The following is a 16664-nucleotide window of genomic DNA, read 5'->3' as shown; positions in this document are numbered from 1 at the left end:
CCTGTCCACACCCCACGCACAACGACCGTAAGCAGTCCAGCACCTTCCGATCCCCCCACGGGAACACAAACCCTCCCCACCCCCACGCTGAGTTCCGCACCCTGAGACGAGTTGGAGCGCTCATGCCCCAGCACGTGCCCTCCCCTCCCCCACTCTCGAATTCGCTCGAGCGGGGGGACCCCCATCGCGCCACCCTCCCCTGGGCGTCGCAGCAGCGTTCTTCGGCGCTCCCCCCACATCCGCGCCGAATCGTTTTTCTCGCCCATCGAGACCTGGGCAACCGGTCCGCCGGCGGCTCCGAGCTGCTGGTCGACCGACTCGCCGACGGCCTCACGAGACTCGGCCACCAGGTCACCCTGCTGTGCGGGGGCCCGGCCGCCTACCGCGACTACCGGGTCGTGTCGGCCGGTGGCTCGTACGGCCACTACCTGCGCGCCAGATCCGCCTTCGCCCGTCAGGTCGGCGACTGCGACCTGCTGGTCGAGGTCTGCAACGGGATGCCGTACTTCGCGCCACTGTGGCATCGCGGGCCGACGTTGTGCCTGGTGAACCATGTGCACACCGATCTGTGGCCGATGCGGTTCGGTGGGGTCCTGGCCCCGGCCGCCCGTCTCGGGCGAAGACTGGAGCACTGGGCGCTGACGGGGGCGCGGCAGCGGGGTCTGATGGTCGCCGTCTCTCCGTCCACCGCGCAGGCCCTGCGCGGGATCGGGGTCGAGCGGGAACGGATCCGGGTCGTGCACAACGGGGTCGAGGAGCCGGGGCCGCTCGGTGACCGGTCTTCCGAGCCGTTGTTCGTGGCTGTCGGGCGGCTCGTCGAGTACAAGCGGATCGATCTGCTGCTGCGGCTCTGGGAACGGGTGCGGCCCGTGACCGGGGGGCGGCTCGTGATCGTCGGGGACGGGCCGGAGCGCGGACGATTGGAGCGGCTCGCCGGGCCCGGCGTCGAGTTCGCCGGGCATGTCTCCGAGGCGGAGAAGCATCGGCTGCTGTGTGCGGCGTGGTTGTTGCTTCATCCCTCGGCCGTGGAGGGGTGGGGGCTGGTCGTCACCGAGGCCGCGGCACGGGAGACGCCGACGGTTGCCTTTGATGTGCCTGGGCTTCGGGACTCTGTCGTGGACGGGGAGACCGGGGTGCTCGCCGCGGGTGAGTCCTCGTTCGCGGCTGCCTGGTGCACGTTGGCGTTGTCGGGGCATCGGCGGGAGCTGATGGGTACGGCGGCTCGGGATCGGGCGGCGCGGTATCGGTGGGATCGGACTGTGCGGCAGTTTCTCGCGGTTGCCTCGGAGGCCGTACGCCGTGACGCCTAAACGCCGTAGTGGTTCGGCCGGTTCGCGAGTGCCGGCTGTTCGTGGCTGGTCGCGCAGTTCCCCGCGCCCCTATCGGGGCGTGCCCGGACGCGACGCCTTCAAGGACCCCTCGTTTCGGCGTTCACTCGCCCTCTTTCGCGCGTTCATGCGGGAGCAGGACGATCCCGAAGGCTGCTACTCGCTGCTCGCTCGGGACTCCGTCGATCAGGTCGAGGCCTACTACGGGGACGTCGGTGGGCGGACCGTGGTGGATGTCGGCGGGGGGAGCGGGTACTTCACCGAGGAGTTCCGGCGGCGAGGGGCGCAGGCCTACCTCTTCGAGCCCGACCTGCGCGAACTCGGGACGAAGCCGCCTGAGGGGGCCGTGGTCGCCGACGGATATCTGTTGCCCCTCCAGAACGGGGTCGCGGATGTCACGTTCTCCTCGAACGTGCTGGAGCACGTGGCCGATCCGCAGACGTTTCTGAGTGAGCTGGCGCGCGTCACCCGGCCCGGTGGGCTGATCTACGTGTCGTTCACCAACTGGCTGTCCCCTTGGGGCGGGCACGAGTGGGCGCCGTGGCACTACCTCGGCGCAGAGCGGGCGCGGGCCCGCTATCGGCGGCGTACCGGGCGGGACGCCAAGCACACCCTCGGCGAGAACCTGTTCGCCGTGCACATCGGCGCCACCCTGCGGCAGGTGCGTGCGCGGGACGACGTGGAGGTCGTCTCGGCGCGCTCCCGCTACTGGCCGTTTCTCGCGGAGGGCGTCGTGAAGGCGCCGGGACTGCGCGAGTTCGCCACCTGGAACCTCCTCCTCATCCTCAGGCGGTGTCCACCATGACGACGACCACGGTCCAGGCTCCTCCCCCGGCAGCCGTGCCCACCTCCGCGCCCGCCTCCGGTCCGCCGGAGGGGCCGCGGTCGCGGCGCTGGCTGCTGGGGTTCTGGGCCGTGGTGTTCGTGCTGTTGCTGGCGGTGCGGCCGGGGCGGCAGACCTTCGACACCAAGCTGGGCGTGACCGTCGATCCGGGGCGGTTCCTCGCCGATCTCGGGCAGTTGTGGTCCGACCAGGGCAGCTTCGGCGGAATCCAGAACCAGTACTCGGGCTATCTGTGGCCGATGCTGCCGTTCTACTGGCTGGCCGATGTCGTACGGCTGCCGGTGTGGCTGGCGGAGCGGCTGTGGCTGTCGCTGATCGTGTCGGTCGCCTTCTGGGGTGCGCTGCGGCTGGCCGAACGGCTGCGGGTGGGGAGCGGGGGATCGCGGCTCCTCGGGGCCGTCGTCTATGCCTTGTGGCCCGTCTTCACGATCGTCGTCGGGTCCACGTCCGCCGCCGCGCTGCCGGGTGCGTTTCTGCCGTGGGTGCTGCTGCCGCTGACCGATGAGCGGTACGCGGCACGGGTCGCCGCCCTGCGCTCGGCCCTGATCATCCCGTTCATGGGCGGGGTCAACGCCGCCTCCACGCTGGCCTCGCTGCTGCCCGTCGGGCTGTATCTGCTGTCCAGGCCGCCGGGGCCCCGGCAGCGGAAGCTGATCGGGTGGTGGGTGCCGGGGGTCGTGCTGGCGACCGCCTGGTGGGTGATCCCGCTGTTGCTGCTCGGGACGTACGGGGAGAACTTCCTTCCCTACGTGGAGAGTTCGCAGACCACGACCGAGACGATGTCGGCGACGGAGGCGTTGCGCGGCGGTGGGAACTGGGTCGCCTATCTGCACTTCGGTGAGGCGTGGCTGCCGGCCGGGTGGACCGTCGCGGCGTCCGTCGTCGTGATCGTGTGCTCGGCGCTCGCGGCCGGGCTGGGGCTCGCGGGGCTGGCGCGGCGGGACATGCCGGAGCGGCGGTGGCTGGTGCTGACCGTGGTGACGGTCGCGCTGATCCTGCTCGCCGGGTACGGCGGGGCGTTCGGGGCGCCGTTCCACGGGGTCGTGCAGGACTGGCTGAACGGCGGGCTCGTGCCCTTCCGGAACATCTACAAGTTCCAGCCCGGGCTGGCACTGGCGCTGGTGCTGGGCCTCGCCCATCTGGTGGGCGTGGCGGCCCAGGCGCGCGGGGCGCGGCCGGTGCGGGGGCGGCGGTTCGCGCCGCTGGTCGCGGCCGTGCTGGTGCTGCCGGGGCTGATGTGGCCGTATCTCAACGGGTCGATCCTCAACCCCGGTTCCTTCAAGGAGATCCCCAAGTACTGGCAGGCCACGGCCGACTGGATGGAGAAGTACTCCCCCGACGCCCGCGCCCTCGTCGTGCCGGCCACCGCGCACGGCATCTACACCTGGGGCTCCACCATCGACCAGCCGCTGGACGTCCTCGCCGACTCCCGGTGGGCCCAGCGCGACTACGTCCCGTTCGGCACGCCCGGCAACCGGCGCGCGATGGACGCCGTCGAGCAGGCGCTGACCAGCGGGGGTCAGGTGCCGGGGCTGGCCGACTTCCTGAGCCGGGCCGGCGTCTACTACGTCGTCGTCCGCAACGATCTCGACCCCGACCAGATCGGTCAGGTGCCGACCACGACGGTGAAGCGGACCCTGGAGCAGTCCGGGTACGAGCGGGTGACGGGCCTCGGGCCGGTCATGACCGGCGGGACGATCGCGCCGGGCACCCCGCTGCAGGTGGAGGGGCTGTATCCACGGCAGCGGGCGGTGGAGATCTACAAGCCGGTGAGCGCGGACGTGCCGCGTCCGCACCAGGCCGGGCTGCAGCCGGTCGCCGACACGGCCGTGGTGTCCGGCGGGCCGGAGGCGCTGCTGCCGCTGGCGTCCGAACTGCGGGGCCGGGCGAGCGTGTTGACCGGCGACAACCATCCCGGGCTCGGGTCACCGCGGGTCCAGGTGGTCGGCGACGGGCTGCGGCGTGCGGACACCCGGTTCGGGCTGATCAACGCCAACACGTCGTACACGTACACACGCGACGAGCGCAACGCGCCCGACGCCGCCCAGGACGCGGGCGAGAAGCCGCACCAGATCCTGCCGACGACCGGCGTCGACCACCAGACCGTGGCCGAGCTGCGCGGCGCGCGGTCGGTGACGGCGTCGTCGTACGGCAGCTGGCTCTTCCACCTTCCGCAGTTCGACCCGGTGAACGCCTTCGACGGCAACCCGGACACGGCGTGGACCGAGGGGTCCGAGGGGTCGCCGGAGGGTGAGTGGCTGCGGATCGGGTTCGCGGGCGGGTCGTACGACATGCCGAAGTCGTTCAAGGTGACGCCGCTGCCGCAGGAGGGCGTGCGGGAGGCGGCGACGCGGGTGCGGGTGGAGACGGAGAAGGGGGCGGTGAGCTCCTTCCTCCGGGCGGACGGTTCCACGCAGACGGTCAAGGCGCCTGCGGGCGCGACGAGTTGGATGAAACTGACGATCACGGACTCCGTGGCCCGGCGGGCCGGCCTGACCGGGGCGGGCTTCTCCGAGATCGACCTGCCGGACGTCCAGGTGACCCGGCTGCTGCGGCTCCCCGCCGACGCCGAGGACTCCGGTGCCGCCGCCGAGATCGTCTCCCTGTCCCGTGCGGCCGACCCGACCGGGCTGTCGCCGACGGGCACGGAGGCCGGGCTGCACCGGCGCTTCACGACGTCCACGGCCGGGACGTACGAGGTACGGGCGAGCGCGGTGCCGGTGGCGGGCGAGAAGCTGGACGAACTGCTGTACAAGGTGGCGCCGGAGCAGCGGAACCGGATCGTCGCCACCGCCGACTCCACGGCACGGCTCGGGGCGGGCCTGTCGCCGCGCAACCTCACCGACGGCGACCTGACCACGGCGTGGATCGCGGGCGACCGGCCCACGCTCCACCTGCGCTGGCCCGGGAAGCAGGCGGTGGGAGAGATCGTGCTGGCACCGGCGGGCGGCCTGTCCACACGTCCCACCGAGGTGCACATCAGCTCGCCGGACGGTGCGGTGATCGCCGGGGTCGACGAGAACGGCTGGGTCCGCTTCCCGGCCATCACGACCGACCGCCTCGACATCACGATCACGCGGACGGCACCGCTGACCCTCTACAACCCGATGGTGGGCGAGGACCTGCGGCTCCCGGTGGGCCTGACCGAGGCCTACGTCCCGGCCCTCGACCAGTACCGGACCCCGCAGCCGAGGGGCACCCGGCCGTTCTCCCTGCCGTGCGGTCAGGGGCCGGTCGTCGCGGTGGACGGGGAGTTGTACGGCACGAGCGTGCGCGGAACGGTACGGGACCTGATGGAACGGCGGCAGGTCGAGGTGACGCTCTGCCAGCGCGGCCGCGACAACGCCGAGGTGCGCCTGCCGGCCGGTGACCACCGGGTCGAGTCCGGGGACGCCGGTCCGCTGACGCTGACCGACGTGACCCTGACGCGCGGCACGGTCGCCGAGGCCTCGACGGCCGCGCGCGACCTGGAGATACGGGACTGGCTCGGCGACCGGCGCGCGGTGACGGTCGGCTCGGGCGCGGCGAGCTACCTCACGATGTACGAGAACTTCAACGACGGCTGGCACGCCACCCTGAACGGCAGGGAACTGACGCCGGTCCGTCTGGACGGCTGGCAGCAGGGCTGGCGGATCCCCGCCGGGACGGCCGGCACGGTCGAGCTGTCGTACGAGCCCGCGGTGCTGTACGAGGGCGGGCTGATCGGCAGCGCGGTCGCCCTCGCGGTACTGGTAGGCCTGGTGCTGTGGCGCCGCCGCGCTCCCAATCCGGATGAGCCGCAGATGGCCCCGCCGCTGCCGGGGCTGTGGCTGGGGACGGTGGCCGTGACGGTGGTGGGCGTGTTCATCGCCGGGTGGTTCGCACTGCTGGTACCGGCGTTGGCGGTGGTGGCCTGGCGCAGGCACGCGCTGCTCGTACCGATCGCCTTCGCCGCCCTCGCCGGGGCGGGGGTCGCCGCGGCGCTCGGCGCGGGGGAGCCGGTGGGGGCACAGGAGGGCACGTTCGGGCCCGCGGCCCAGCTGCTGGCGTTGATCGGGTTGTTCGCGGGGGTCGTGGCGGTGCGGGAGCCGCTGGGGTCCGCTGGGGTGGCGGGCGGTTCGGGCGTATCCGCAGGCGGACCCGGCACCTCCGCGACCAGCCTTCCGGGCGGCGCCGTACCGCAGTCACCCACGAGGCCGTTGCCGCGGCGTCGACGCGGGCGGAGTCCGCTGGGGACCGAGCCACCTGGTTCGGCGAACCCTGCCTCCGGAACCGGGCCTGGGGCCGGACTTGGAACTGGGCCTGGGCCCGGACTTGGACCTGGTCCTGGGGCCGGACTTGGAACTGAGCCTGGGCCCAGATCCGCACCCCGGCCCGAACCCGGGCCGACCGGAGCCGCACCCCGGCCCGAATCCGGGCCGACCGTCTCCGCTCGCGGGCCCGGTGGGCCGGACCCGGATCCGCCGACCGCGCGCATCGGCGGGTTCGGCAAGCCGAGGTTCCGGGCGAGCCGCCCCGACGACACGCCGGAGCCCGACGGCACGAGGGCACCCGCGGACCCGCCGGGGACCGGGGACACGGACACGCGGAAGGGCGACGCCACATGACCGCACTGCAGCAGCCCGCACGCGCCGACGGTCCGCTGCGGCCTCCGGTACGCGTCCCCTTCCCCGTCGTGGACGAGGTCGCCCGGCACTGTCTCCAGGAGGAGGAGCCGGAGACGGTGCACATCGAGGTGCATCTGCCGGGCCGGCTGGACGCGGAGCGACTGCGCGGCGCCTTCGCCGAGGCGTTGCGGCGGCATCCGCGCATCCTGATGCGTGAGGCGCCGGGGAGGTGGTACCGGCGCCGGTACGAGTGGGAGCTGACGGCGGAGCCGGACGTGGAGGTGGTGGGCTTCGCGGCGCCGGGGCGGGACGCGTTGCGGGACGCCCGGACCAGGGCGCTGACGCAGGCGCCGCCCCTGTCGCTGTCGCCGCCGATCCGGCTGGAGGTGGTGGACGGAGCGGGGGCGGGGCCGGTCGAGGGGAGCGAGGCCTCCGACGCCGTGGGAGTGCGGCTGCGCGCAGCCGACGGCGGCCCCGAGCCACGTACCGCACCGGGCACCGTTCTCTTCCTCACCATCAACCACACCGCCCTCGACGGCCCCGCCTGCCTGCGCGTCCTGGCCACGGCCGCCGAGCTGTACGGCGGCAGGGACAACTCCCCCGCCGCACCCCCCGTACGCGCGGCGTCCGAGGCGCCGCCGCCGCCCGAGGACACCCCGTCCAACTGGTCCCACCCGGCGCGGGTGGCAGCCGGCAGCCCCGAGCCCTCGCCCGGCAACGGCATGCTCGTCACCGAGCTCCCCCTCCCCCACCGGCCCAAGGGCTCCCCCTACACGGTCAACGACCAGCTCATGGTCACCACCGCCCTGACCATCGCCCACTGGAACCGGGAGCACGGCGCCCGCCCCCGCCCCCTGCGCATCACCATGCCCGTCGACGACCGTCCCCGGGACGCCTCCATGCCCATCGGCAACGGCACCCGTCTGGTCGAAGTCCCCTTCTCACCAGAGGAGTTGGCGGCGCACGACCCGGCCGACATGCCCGCCCTGCTGCACCGCACGGCCACCCGCACCCGCGCCCTCAAGTCCCTGCCCCGGCCCCAACTGGGCCACGGCGCCTCCCTCCTCACCGCCCCCTGGGCCCCGGTCGCCGTCCGCGCCGCCCTCACCCGCGGGCTGCGCCGGGCCGCCGCGCCCTGGACCTCCACGACGCTCCTCAGCAACATCGGCCGTATCCCCTACCCGCTGGACTTCGGCGAGGACGCCGGCCGTGCGCACGCCGTGTGGTTCTCGGCGCCGGCCCGGATGCCCCGCGGCCTGACCGTCACCACCGCCTCCACCGCGGGCCGTCTGCACCTCGCCCTGCGCTGGTCGCGCGCGCTGCTCAGCCACGGGGACGGCGCCCATCTGCGGGACCTCTTCGAGCACTATCTGCACACCACGGAGGTGACCCCGTGACAACCTCCTCCGTGAAGCCGCGCGAGCTGCGCGACTTCTACGAGAACCCCGCCGTCCCCGTGGCCTCCGGCACCCCCCGCAGCCGCCGCCAGGCCCGCATGCTCGCCGAAGCCCTGGGACCGGCAACCGACAACCCCCGCACCGTCCTCGACATCGGCTGCGGCGACGGCACCGCCGCGGCCACGGCGGCCCCCTTCCTGACCGGCCACCGGATCGTCGGCGTCGACTGGTCCCAGGACGCGCTGCGCCGGGCCCGCGCCCGGATCCCGTACGCGGTGCGCGGTGAACTGACCGACGGCGGGCTGCCGCTGCGGACCGGGGCCGCCGACGCGGTGCTGTTCAGCGAGGTGATCGAGCATCTCGTCGACCCGGACGCCGCCCTGGACGAGATCCGCCGGGTGCTGCGCCCCGGCGGCCATCTGATGCTGTCCACCCCGAATCTGGCCGCCTGGTACAACCGCGCTCTGCTGCTGGCCGGGGTGCAGCCGGTGTTCTCCGAGGTCAGTCTGCGGGGCATCCACGGGCGGCCGGGACGGGAGGTCGTGGGGCATCTGCGGCTGTACACCGCCCGTGCGCTGCGGGAGTTCGTGGCCGCGTCCGGCTTCGACGTCGTACGGCTGCGCGGCGCGCCCTTCCATGGCGTGCCGCGCTCCCTGCGCCCCCTGGACCGGCTGGCCTGTGCCAGGCCGTCGCTCGCGTCGATCCTGCTGCTGCACGCCAGGAGGAAGTAGACCATGTGGTGGGGAGTGGCGGCGGCACTGCTGGCGAACACCTTGTACAGCCTCGGTTTCGTCCTGGAGAAACGGGCGCTGACCGCCCTCCCGCAGGTCAGCATCCGGCGACCCGCGCGGCTGCTGCGGCTGGTGCTCGGCAGCCCGCTGTGGATCGGCGGCTCGCTCGCCCTGGCCGCCGGGTTCGGCGCCCAGCTCGTCGTCTACCGCACCCTGCCGATCGCCGCCGCCCAGGGCATCTTCGTCTCGGGGCTCGTCCTCCTCGTGCTCCTGTCCGCGCGGCTGCTGGGCGAGGAGACCAGCGGCCGGGAGCGGTACACGCTCGGCGCGATCCTCGCCGCGCTGCTGATGGTGGTGCTGTCGCTGCGGGAGGGCACCGAGACCGTCAGTCAGGCCGCGCCCTACCCCCTCATCCTCCTCGTCTGCGTGCCGTCGCTCGCGGCGGGCGTATGGCTGTACAACTCGGCCGAACGCAGGACCCGCCACCGGCACCGGCTGCCGACGACGGGCGTCGAGTACGGCGTGGCCGTGGGCCTGCTCTACGGGGTCAGCTCGCTGGCGATCAAGGGGGTGTCGAGCCACCTGACGACCAGCGGGATCGGCGGCGCACTGCTCGACCTGCTCCGCTCCCCGTACCCGTACCTCCTCCTCTTCACCGGCGCGTTCGGTCTGGTCATGTCGCAGGCGGCGCTGCAACGCTGCCGGGCCTCGCTGATCGTGCCGGTGTGCACGACGGTGACCTGCGTGTACACGGCCGTGCTCGGCACGCTGTCGTTCGGCGAGGCGCTGCCCCAGGACCCGCTGCGGCTGGCGCTGCGGGTGGCGGGCACGGCGCTCGCCCTGGCCGTACTGATGTCGATGCCGCGACACGACCGGCGGCCCGCCGCCCCGGCTCCCCACCACCCCACACCGGCCAAGGAGTTGACCCCACCATGAAACCCGAGGACCCGCTCCTGCGGATACTGGCCTGCCCCCTTGACAAGGGCCCGCTGCACCTGGTCCAGCCGGACGACGCGCTGTACAACCCACGACTGCAGCGCCGCTACCCGATCGTCGACGGCATCCCCCAGCTGCTGCCGGCCTCCGGCGAGCAGGTCTCCGACGACGAGCACGAGGAACTCCTCAAACGGATGGCCCCATGACCCTGGCCGCGCACATCGCCCCGCTGCTGCCCACCCGTCTGGTCGCCGCCCTCGCCCGGGCCGTGTACCCGCGTTTCGAACCCGAGCTGGCCCGGCTGGCGGAGCTGTGCCCGGCCGGGTGCGGGACGGCCGTGGACGTCGGCGGGTGGTACGGCCCGTGGACGCGCCGCCTGTCGCGCCGGGCCCGCCGTGTGGTGACCGTGGAACCGGTCCCGCATCTCGCGCGGCTGCTGGCGGCGACGGCCCCGCCCAACGTGCGGGTCGTCCAGGCCGCCGCGGCCGAACGCCCCGGCGCGGCCCGGCTCTGGCTGCCGGCGCACGACGCCGGCGATCGCGGGGTGTCCTCCCTGGTCCGGCGGAACATCCACGCCCAGGCGCTCCCGGTCAGCCTGGTCACCCTCGACGAACTCGGCCTCAAGGACGTCGGGTTCGTGAAGGTCGACGTGGACGGCAGCGAGCTCGCGGTGCTGCGCGGCGCGACCGGGATCCTGGCGCGCGACCGGCCCGCGCTCTTCGTCGAGCTGGAGTCCCGTATCCAGCCGATCGGCCCGGTGGTGACGTATCTGTCGCTGCTCGGCTACGACGGCTGGGTCCTGCCCGGCCGCGACTGGGTGCCCCTGAGCCGCTTCCCGCTGGAGGCCCACCAGGCGGAGACCTCGTACGTCGTCACCCAGGGCCTGCTGCGCCGGGTGCTGCCGTTCCGGGGCCCGCGCTACGTCAACTCCGTCCTCTTTCTGCCCGACGGCCGCCGCCCGGTCGGCGACGATGGAACGCATGCCCTCCGGAAAGCACCCCGCTAGCCCGTTCACCCCGCTCGACTTCCAGCTGGTGCTGCTGCGCCGCATGGCCGACCACAACCCGGACCTGGTGGAGGAGGCCCGACGCGCACTGGGCGTCTCCCTCGCCGACATGCGCGAGGCGAACAAGCGCTGGCAGGCCATGGTCCGCTCGCCCCGGGCCCGTGCGGCCGCCTCCCGGTACCGCTCGGTGCTGGGCGCGCCCGAGTCCGTCGTCACCCGCAAGGTGGGCGACCTGGACTGCGAGGCCTGGCTGTGGCCGGTCCCGCTCTGGCCCGACCTGCGTTTCGAGGTGCTGCTCGCCCCGAACGGCGCCGTGTGGAACGAGTGGCTCGTCCGCGCCCCCGGCGCCGCGGGCCCGCCCCTGCGCACCCTGTCCGACCTCACCCCGTGGTCCTGCACGGTCGACGAGGCGGCCCGCGCCTTCGCCCCCGCCCGGCCGCTGGAGGGGACGGCGCCGACGCGATGGGGGCTGGCGTTCACGGCGCCGGACGGGGAGGGGGTGCGGCGGGAGGTGGTGGCCGAGTTCACGTGGGGGTTGGTGCAGCGGGTGGCGGTTCGGTAGGGGCGGTCCGGTGACCGGCGGCCGTCAGAACGGAGGCAGGGCGCCGGAGACGAGGTCGCGGACCTCCGCGCGCAGCCGTGCCGCCTCCTGTGCGCGGCCGATCGCGTCCAGGCGGACGGACAGGGTGTTGACGCTGCGGGCGAGAACTCGCCGGTACTTCTCCGGTTCGGCGGCGAACAGTTCGCGGTGGAGCGCGACCGCCTGGCGGGCCGCGTCGATCGCGCGCGGTCTGCCCTCGCCCAGCAGGTCCAGGGCCCAGGACCACATCTCCAGGGCGTCCGCCAGGTCGGCGCGGTGCAGGCCCTTCTGCTCGGCCTCCAGCTCGCGGTAGTGGCTCACCGCCTCGGCCGCCGCCGACACCGCCTCCGCGGGCCGGCCGAGGGTGCCGAGCCACAGGGCGAGGTTGCGCTGGGTGCGGGCGAGCGGCCGGCGGAGGTCGACGGCGCCGGCGGCGACCAGTTCCCGGTACAGCGAGACGGCCTCGCGGGCGGGGACCATCGCGCGGTCGATGAGGCCCAGGTCGGCGAGGCTGACGGCGAGGCAGTTGAGGCTCTCGGCGTACTTCGGGCGATGGACCTCGGGGTGCTGCGCGGCCAGTTCCCGGCGGATGCCCACGCACTCGGTGATCGTGGTGTGCGCGGTGGCCGTGTGTCGTAGCGAGCGCTCCCAGTACCAGCGCACATGCAGGCTGCGGGCCAGGTCGGCGCGGGCCTGCGGGTCGGACTCGGCCTGCGCCCGCCGGATGACCTCCGCCTGCACGGCGACCGTCAGGGCGTGTTCGGGCAGGCCGGCCTCGCCGTAGCGGTTGGCGAGGCTGCTGAGGCAGACGGCCAGTGCCGGGCGGTGGGCCTCCGGGTCGTCGGCGGTGAGCCGGCTGAACAGGTCGGCCGCCTCGACGGCCGCCTCCAGCGCGGGCTGGTGCAGGCCGGTGCCGCGCAGCACGAGGGACCACAGGTGCAGGCTCTCGGCCAGCCGGGGCCGCTGCTCCGGCCGGGTCGCGGCGAGCCGGCGGCGCAGGGCCACCGCCTCCTCGGCGAACGGCCGTGCCTCCGTCCAACGGTAGGCGTCGCAGAGCAGCCCGGCCAGGCCGTAGAGCGCGGCTCCCAGGGCCGGCCGGGCACTGTCGGGCCGCTGTCCGGCGAGCGGCCGGAGCAGGTCGATCGCCTCCTGGTACGCGGCGACGGCGTCGGTACGGTGATGCGCCGCCGTGAATCGTTCCGCCAGGTCGGTCAGGGCGACGGCGGCCTCCACGCCCCGGTCGGGGCCCAGCAGCAGCATGTTGGACACGGCGCGCTCCCGGTCCTCGGGCACGCCGGCGCCGTCCCTGATCACCTCGCCGAGGAACGCGGCGGCCTCCTGCGCGTAGGCCTCCCCGAAGTCGGCGGGGTTCAGGTCGTCCGGGAAGTCGCGCAGGGCGTAGCGGGGGTTGGGGAGCAGGTCGCGCGGCACGCCGGTGGCGAAGTTCCGTGGTGTCGACGGGTACTCGCCCGGCCAGTCCAGGGCGACGGCCCGCATGAGCTCACCACCGGTGATGAACCGGTCCCGGGGCGACCAGCCCCAGCCCTGCGGGCCGGTGTCCGGGCCGCTGCGCAGCAGCCGGACCAGCCAGGAGCCGAACAGCCTGTCCCAGCCGGCGTCGTGGGGCACGAGGACGGAGATCTGGCCCGTCCAGCTCGCCGTACTCAGCTCCATGGCCAGCGGCGGATAGCCCCACTTGTCGCCGCTGCCCGGGGTCCGGACGGTGTCGAGCAGGACGAGGACCTGGTCGGCACCCGACGCCGTGGCCAGGCGGAAGAGGTCCTCGCCGGTCAGCAGGGTCTGCGGGCGCTCGGGGTCGCTGTCGCGGAAGGCGAGGTGCGGACCGCCGGGGCCGCGCAGGGCGTATCCGCGGACGTACACCACCAGCGGGCCGTCGTGCCCGCGCTCCGACAGCCGGGCGAGCCGTTCGGTGACGGCCGCGCGGGACGGGTCGGCCAGGTACTCCTTGGCGTAGGTGTCGCCGAACGCGGCGCCGACCTCGCGGCACAGGTCGGGCGAGTGGTCGAGCGGGGGCAGCGCCTCGTGGTCGTAGCGGGCCACCGAGATCCCGAGGAACCGTCCGGCGGGGCTCGCGCCGCGCCCCGGCGCCACCCGTTCCGGGAGCCGGTACACCTGGCCGCGGGCACTGCGCAGCAGGACCGGTCCGGCGCCGACGTGGACGCGGATCTGCCAGGCCACCGGCACCGACAGGTCCTCCTCGCGGTCGCGCGGGCCGCCGGCCAGCAAGGTCAGCACGCGCGGGGCGGTGTCGGGCACGGGGAGGGCGTAGCTGTCCGGCGTCGGCTCGGTGGCGGAGCCGGGGTGGACCGGCCGGCCGTCGATCTCCAGCTCGTCGCCGTCCCGGCGGACGGTGATCAGGATGTCGTCGAGGACGCGGGTGAGGTCGCCGAGGCGGCGGGCGGGCAGCGGGGCGCGTTCCACGCCGTACGGGAAGCGGCGGGCGGGGAAGCGGGGGCGGGCGGCCTGGGCGAGCTGCCAGCCGGTGGAGGAGTCCCGGACCGCCTGCGGCAGCCGGTCCCAGGCCGTCGCGAGCCATTGCCCGATGCCGTCACGATTCTGCTGGGTGATCGACTTCAGGACCGGGGCCAGGGCGGCGTCGATCTCGCCGCTGCGCCCGGCCACGGCGAGCCAGGTGACCTGTTCCTCCAGCAGGAGCGCCGGTGACAGGTCGGCGTGCACATGCTGGATGATGCGCCACAGGGCGTGCACCGGGGCGTCCGGGTGCTGCCGCTGCCGTACCCAGCGGGCCAGCCGGCGTTGCAGACGGTGGCGTTCCGCGGTGTCGAAGACCAGGCCCGTGGGCCCCTGGGACCGGACGAGTCCGCTGAACCACAGGTCGGACTCGGTCTCCACGCCGAGCCGCGGGAACAGCTCCAGCCGTACCGCCCGGATCAGTTCGGGCTCCACGCGCACCGCCACGCTGAGCGCGGTCGCCAGCTTCTCGACCGCGTCGACGGCCTGTCGGTCGCGTGGCGCGGTCACCGCCGGCGTCCCACCAGCGCGGCGACCGTGCTCACCGTCGTGGTTCGGTCCCAGGTGAGGGCGGCCAGCAGCGGGGTCAGCTCCGCGGGCACCCGGGTGACCGGGTAGGGCACCAGCGCCAGCACCGTACAGCCGGCCCGGACGATCTCGTCGCACACCTGGGACCACTCGGCGACGGAGGCGCGCCGCGGATGCAGGACGGGCCCGCCGACGCCGAGGTCGGAGACGACCAGCACGCGGGTGCCCGGACTGGGGGGCCGGTACGGCTGCCAGGTCCACGGGGAGCCCGGGCCGGTGCCCCGGTTCGGGGCGTCGGCGAAGTAGCGGATCTGGGTGAGTTCGGCGCCGACCAGGCCGATGATCCGGCGGGCGAGTTCCTGCTGGTCGCGGCGGTACGGCTGCATGCCGTCGCCGCGGTCCACCAGGACCTGGACGCCGAAGCGGAGCGTGGGGCGGGGGGCTCGTGGCAGCCGGGTGAGCGGGATGCCGCGGGCGAAGGCCTCGACCAGGGCGTCGATGTCCGGTTCGCCGTCGTCGCGGACCAGGGTGGTCAGGGCGGCGTTGAGGATCGCGGTGGAGGACCGCTCGGTGAGCAACGGCTCCAGCGGTGGCCGGGCGGTGAGGTGACGGTCGGTCACCTCTTCGAGGAAGGGGACGCCCGTCCAGTCGGTGGGGTCGGGGGCGTCGAAGTCGACCGGTTCCAGCACGGGCGGGCCGGCCGGGCGGGCCCGGCCCTCGGAGCGGCCCGGGTCGGCACCGGGCGGCAGCGGCTCGTGCGGGGCGGAGCTGTCCTCGGGGCGCCGGGTGGGCGCGGACAGGGGCGGTTCCTCGGCGGGCGGGACGTGCGCGGGCCTGCCGTCGGCGAGGTCGGGCGGGGGGCCCGGCGGGGGTGGCTCGTCGCGGAAGCCGAGCAGCCGGGCGGCGCGGTGCTGCCGGGCGGGGTCGTCGCCGACCGCGTGCAGGGCCAGGGCCAGATCGGCGACCCAGATCTCCGGGACCTGTGCGGTCACGCCACGTTGTCCTGCTTCAGCAGCGCCATCCGGCGCAGCGTCCGCCAGCGTTCGTCGCTGTCCGCGACCCGGATGCCCAGTTGCCGGCAGGCGTGGAAGGCGTCCAGGAACTCGGCGGTGCTGGGCTTGCGTTGCGCTCTTCGCTCGGCGTTGTCGCGCAGGCCCTGCACCACCTCGGCCAGTTCCCGGGCGAGCAGCAGGTCGGCGTCCGTGAAGGGGCCGTCGTAGGCGTCCACGTGGGCGCGGGCGACCTCGACCAGCTCCTCGGGTTCGGGGTGTTCGAGCTTGACGACCAGGCAGCGCCGCAGGAACGCCTCGGGCAGCTCGCGCTGCTCGTTGGTGGTGATCACCACGAGTGCCCTGGCGTCGTCCTCGGGGTCGATGTCCCGGCCGGTCTGGGAGAGGGTGAAGCGGCGCGAACCCAGTGGGACGAGCAGCCCGTTGGGGAGCTCGGGGTCCGCCTTGTCGATCTCGTCGATCAGTACGACGGACTGGGCGCACAGCTCGGCGGTGTCCGTCCGGACCGGTCGCCGTCCGTGCATCCGGGGCCGGCGGTGCGCGCGGGCCCGCACCGCGTGCGCCCTCGCGGAACGGGGCGCGAACGCCTTCCACAGCACACCGGGCTCCACATACGCGTCGATCGGCTTCAGCCGCTGCGCCTGCGCGTCGGCCAGCCGCAGCACATGGTCGAACGACCACAGCAGATCCGGTGCCTGCGTCCGCGAGGTCACCACGTGCTCGTGATACGCCCACCCGTTCTGCCACGCCACATGCGCGGCGAACGACGACTTGCCGGACCCCGGGTCACCGCGCAGCAACAACGGCCGCCCGGTCGCCCGCGCGACGTCGACGGCCAGATCGAGGTCCCCTCGGACGACGTAGGCGCGGCCGTCGGGACGGTCGGGGGCGTTGCGCACGGTGGGCCGCGGCGGATTCGACTCGACGGTCACGACGCCTGCCCTTTCCGGCACCCGACGTGCCGAGCGTCGACCGACACCCCATCGGCACACACCGCTTCGCGTTCCACGCGAGGGCGCGGCACAGAGACACCCCGACCACTCGGCCACAGCCGAAGCGACTCACTCGTCACGACGCCTGCCCCCCTCCGACCGCCGACGTGCCAAGCATCGCGTCGGCCAAGCCTCCGTCGGCACACACCGCTTCGCGTTCCACGCGAGGGCGCGGCACAGAGACACCCCGACCACTCGGCCACAGCCGAAGCGACTCACTCGTCACGACGCCT

Annotated in this window: 12 protein-coding genes; 9 read left to right on the top strand and 3 right to left on the bottom strand. The window is 73.9% G+C overall.

Annotated features, from left to right (window positions below; genetic code table 11):
* The first annotated feature begins 122 nt into the window (after positions 1 to 122).
* From ACFZBP_RS35875 to ACFZBP_RS35835, 9 genes are all read left to right on the top strand, one after another.
* Positions 123 to 1310, top strand: a complete 1188-nt coding sequence (locus ACFZBP_RS35875) for a glycosyltransferase (RefSeq protein ID WP_391419588.1) — start codon at positions 123 to 125, stop codon at positions 1308 to 1310.
* Positions 1311 to 1455: 145 nt separating this feature from the next.
* Positions 1456 to 2133: a methyltransferase domain-containing protein gene (locus ACFZBP_RS35870; protein WP_391419774.1), complete on the top strand. Its 678-nt coding sequence runs from the start codon at positions 1456 to 1458 to the stop codon at positions 2131 to 2133.
* Positions 2130 to 6758, top strand: a complete 4629-nt coding sequence (locus tag ACFZBP_RS35865) for an alpha-(1->3)-arabinofuranosyltransferase family protein (protein ID WP_391419586.1) — start codon at positions 2130 to 2132, stop codon at positions 6756 to 6758. Before ACFZBP_RS35870 ends, ACFZBP_RS35865 begins: the two co-directional genes overlap by 4 nt.
* Positions 6755 to 8155 carry a condensation protein gene (locus ACFZBP_RS35860; RefSeq protein WP_391419584.1) on the top strand — a complete coding sequence of 467 codons (1401 nt, stop codon included), beginning with the start codon at positions 6755 to 6757 and terminating at the stop codon, positions 8153 to 8155. The genes ACFZBP_RS35865 and ACFZBP_RS35860 overlap by 4 nt, the downstream gene beginning before the upstream one ends.
* On the top strand, positions 8152 to 8886 hold the full coding sequence (locus ACFZBP_RS35855) for a methyltransferase domain-containing protein (RefSeq protein ID WP_391419582.1): 735 nt from the start codon (positions 8152 to 8154) through the stop codon (positions 8884 to 8886). The genes ACFZBP_RS35860 and ACFZBP_RS35855 overlap by 4 nt, the downstream gene beginning before the upstream one ends.
* A 15-nt stretch (positions 8887 to 8901) precedes the next feature.
* Positions 8902 to 9822 carry a hypothetical protein gene (locus ACFZBP_RS35850; RefSeq protein ID WP_383450836.1) on the top strand — a complete coding sequence of 307 codons (921 nt, stop codon included), beginning with the start codon at positions 8902 to 8904 and terminating at the stop codon, positions 9820 to 9822.
* Positions 9819 to 10028: a Trm112 family protein gene (locus ACFZBP_RS35845; protein ID WP_383450258.1), complete on the top strand. Its 210-nt coding sequence runs from the start codon at positions 9819 to 9821 to the stop codon at positions 10026 to 10028. Before ACFZBP_RS35850 ends, ACFZBP_RS35845 begins: the two co-directional genes overlap by 4 nt.
* Complete coding sequence (locus tag ACFZBP_RS35840; protein ID WP_391419579.1) at positions 10025 to 10828, top strand: FkbM family methyltransferase; 804 nt, start codon at positions 10025 to 10027, stop codon at positions 10826 to 10828. The genes ACFZBP_RS35845 and ACFZBP_RS35840 overlap by 4 nt, the downstream gene beginning before the upstream one ends.
* Positions 10794 to 11390 carry a hypothetical protein gene (locus ACFZBP_RS35835; RefSeq protein WP_391419576.1) on the top strand — a complete coding sequence of 199 codons (597 nt, stop codon included), beginning with the start codon at positions 10794 to 10796 and terminating at the stop codon, positions 11388 to 11390. The genes ACFZBP_RS35840 and ACFZBP_RS35835 overlap by 35 nt, the downstream gene beginning before the upstream one ends.
* Before the next feature lie 24 nt (positions 11391 to 11414).
* On the opposite strand, the gene ACFZBP_RS35830 is transcribed toward ACFZBP_RS35835, so the two are convergent.
* The 3 genes from ACFZBP_RS35830 to ACFZBP_RS35820 are packed head-to-tail and all read right to left on the bottom strand — an operon-like array spanning position 11415 to position 16371.
* The gene (locus ACFZBP_RS35830; RefSeq protein ID WP_391419574.1) at positions 11415 to 14411 is read right to left on the bottom strand and encodes a tetratricopeptide repeat protein; all 2997 of its coding nucleotides are present in this window, start codon (positions 14409 to 14411) and stop codon (positions 11415 to 11417) included.
* On the bottom strand, positions 14408 to 15421 hold the full coding sequence (locus ACFZBP_RS35825; protein WP_383450251.1) for a hypothetical protein: 1014 nt from the start codon (positions 15419 to 15421) through the stop codon (positions 14408 to 14410). Before ACFZBP_RS35825 ends, ACFZBP_RS35830 begins: the two co-directional genes overlap by 4 nt.
* Positions 15418 to 16371: an AAA family ATPase gene (locus ACFZBP_RS35820; RefSeq protein WP_383450250.1), complete on the bottom strand. Its 954-nt coding sequence runs from the start codon at positions 16369 to 16371 to the stop codon at positions 15418 to 15420. The genes ACFZBP_RS35825 and ACFZBP_RS35820 overlap by 4 nt, the downstream gene beginning before the upstream one ends.
* Positions 16372 to 16664: the final 293 nt, after the last annotated feature.

The sequence above is a fragment of the Streptomyces sp. NPDC008086 genome, assembly GCF_042957325.1.
GTDB lineage: Bacteria > Actinomycetota > Actinomycetes > Streptomycetales > Streptomycetaceae > Streptomyces.
The sequence above is the reverse complement of the archived record's forward strand: the minus strand, read 5'-3'. Positions and strand labels throughout refer to the sequence as shown.

What these genes read in the sequence shown, in the direction of transcription:
- ACFZBP_RS35860 (WP_391419584.1), top strand. Translation starts at nt 6,755, where the DNA reads ATGACCGCACTGCAGCAGCCCGCACGCGCCGACGGTCCGCTGCGGCCT.
- ACFZBP_RS35835 (WP_391419576.1), top strand. Translation starts at nt 10,794, where the DNA reads ATGGAACGCATGCCCTCCGGAAAGCACCCCGCTAGCCCGTTCACCCCG.
- ACFZBP_RS35840 (WP_391419579.1), top strand. Translation starts at nt 10,025, where the DNA reads ATGACCCTGGCCGCGCACATCGCCCCGCTGCTGCCCACCCGTCTGGTC.
- ACFZBP_RS35845 (WP_383450258.1), top strand. Translation starts at nt 9,819, where the DNA reads ATGAAACCCGAGGACCCGCTCCTGCGGATACTGGCCTGCCCCCTTGAC.
- ACFZBP_RS35875 (WP_391419588.1), top strand. Translation starts at nt 123, where the DNA reads ATGCCCCAGCACGTGCCCTCCCCTCCCCCACTCTCGAATTCGCTCGAG.
- ACFZBP_RS35865 (WP_391419586.1), top strand. Translation starts at nt 2,130, where the DNA reads ATGACGACGACCACGGTCCAGGCTCCTCCCCCGGCAGCCGTGCCCACC.
- ACFZBP_RS35870 (WP_391419774.1), top strand. Translation starts at nt 1,456, where the DNA reads ATGCGGGAGCAGGACGATCCCGAAGGCTGCTACTCGCTGCTCGCTCGG.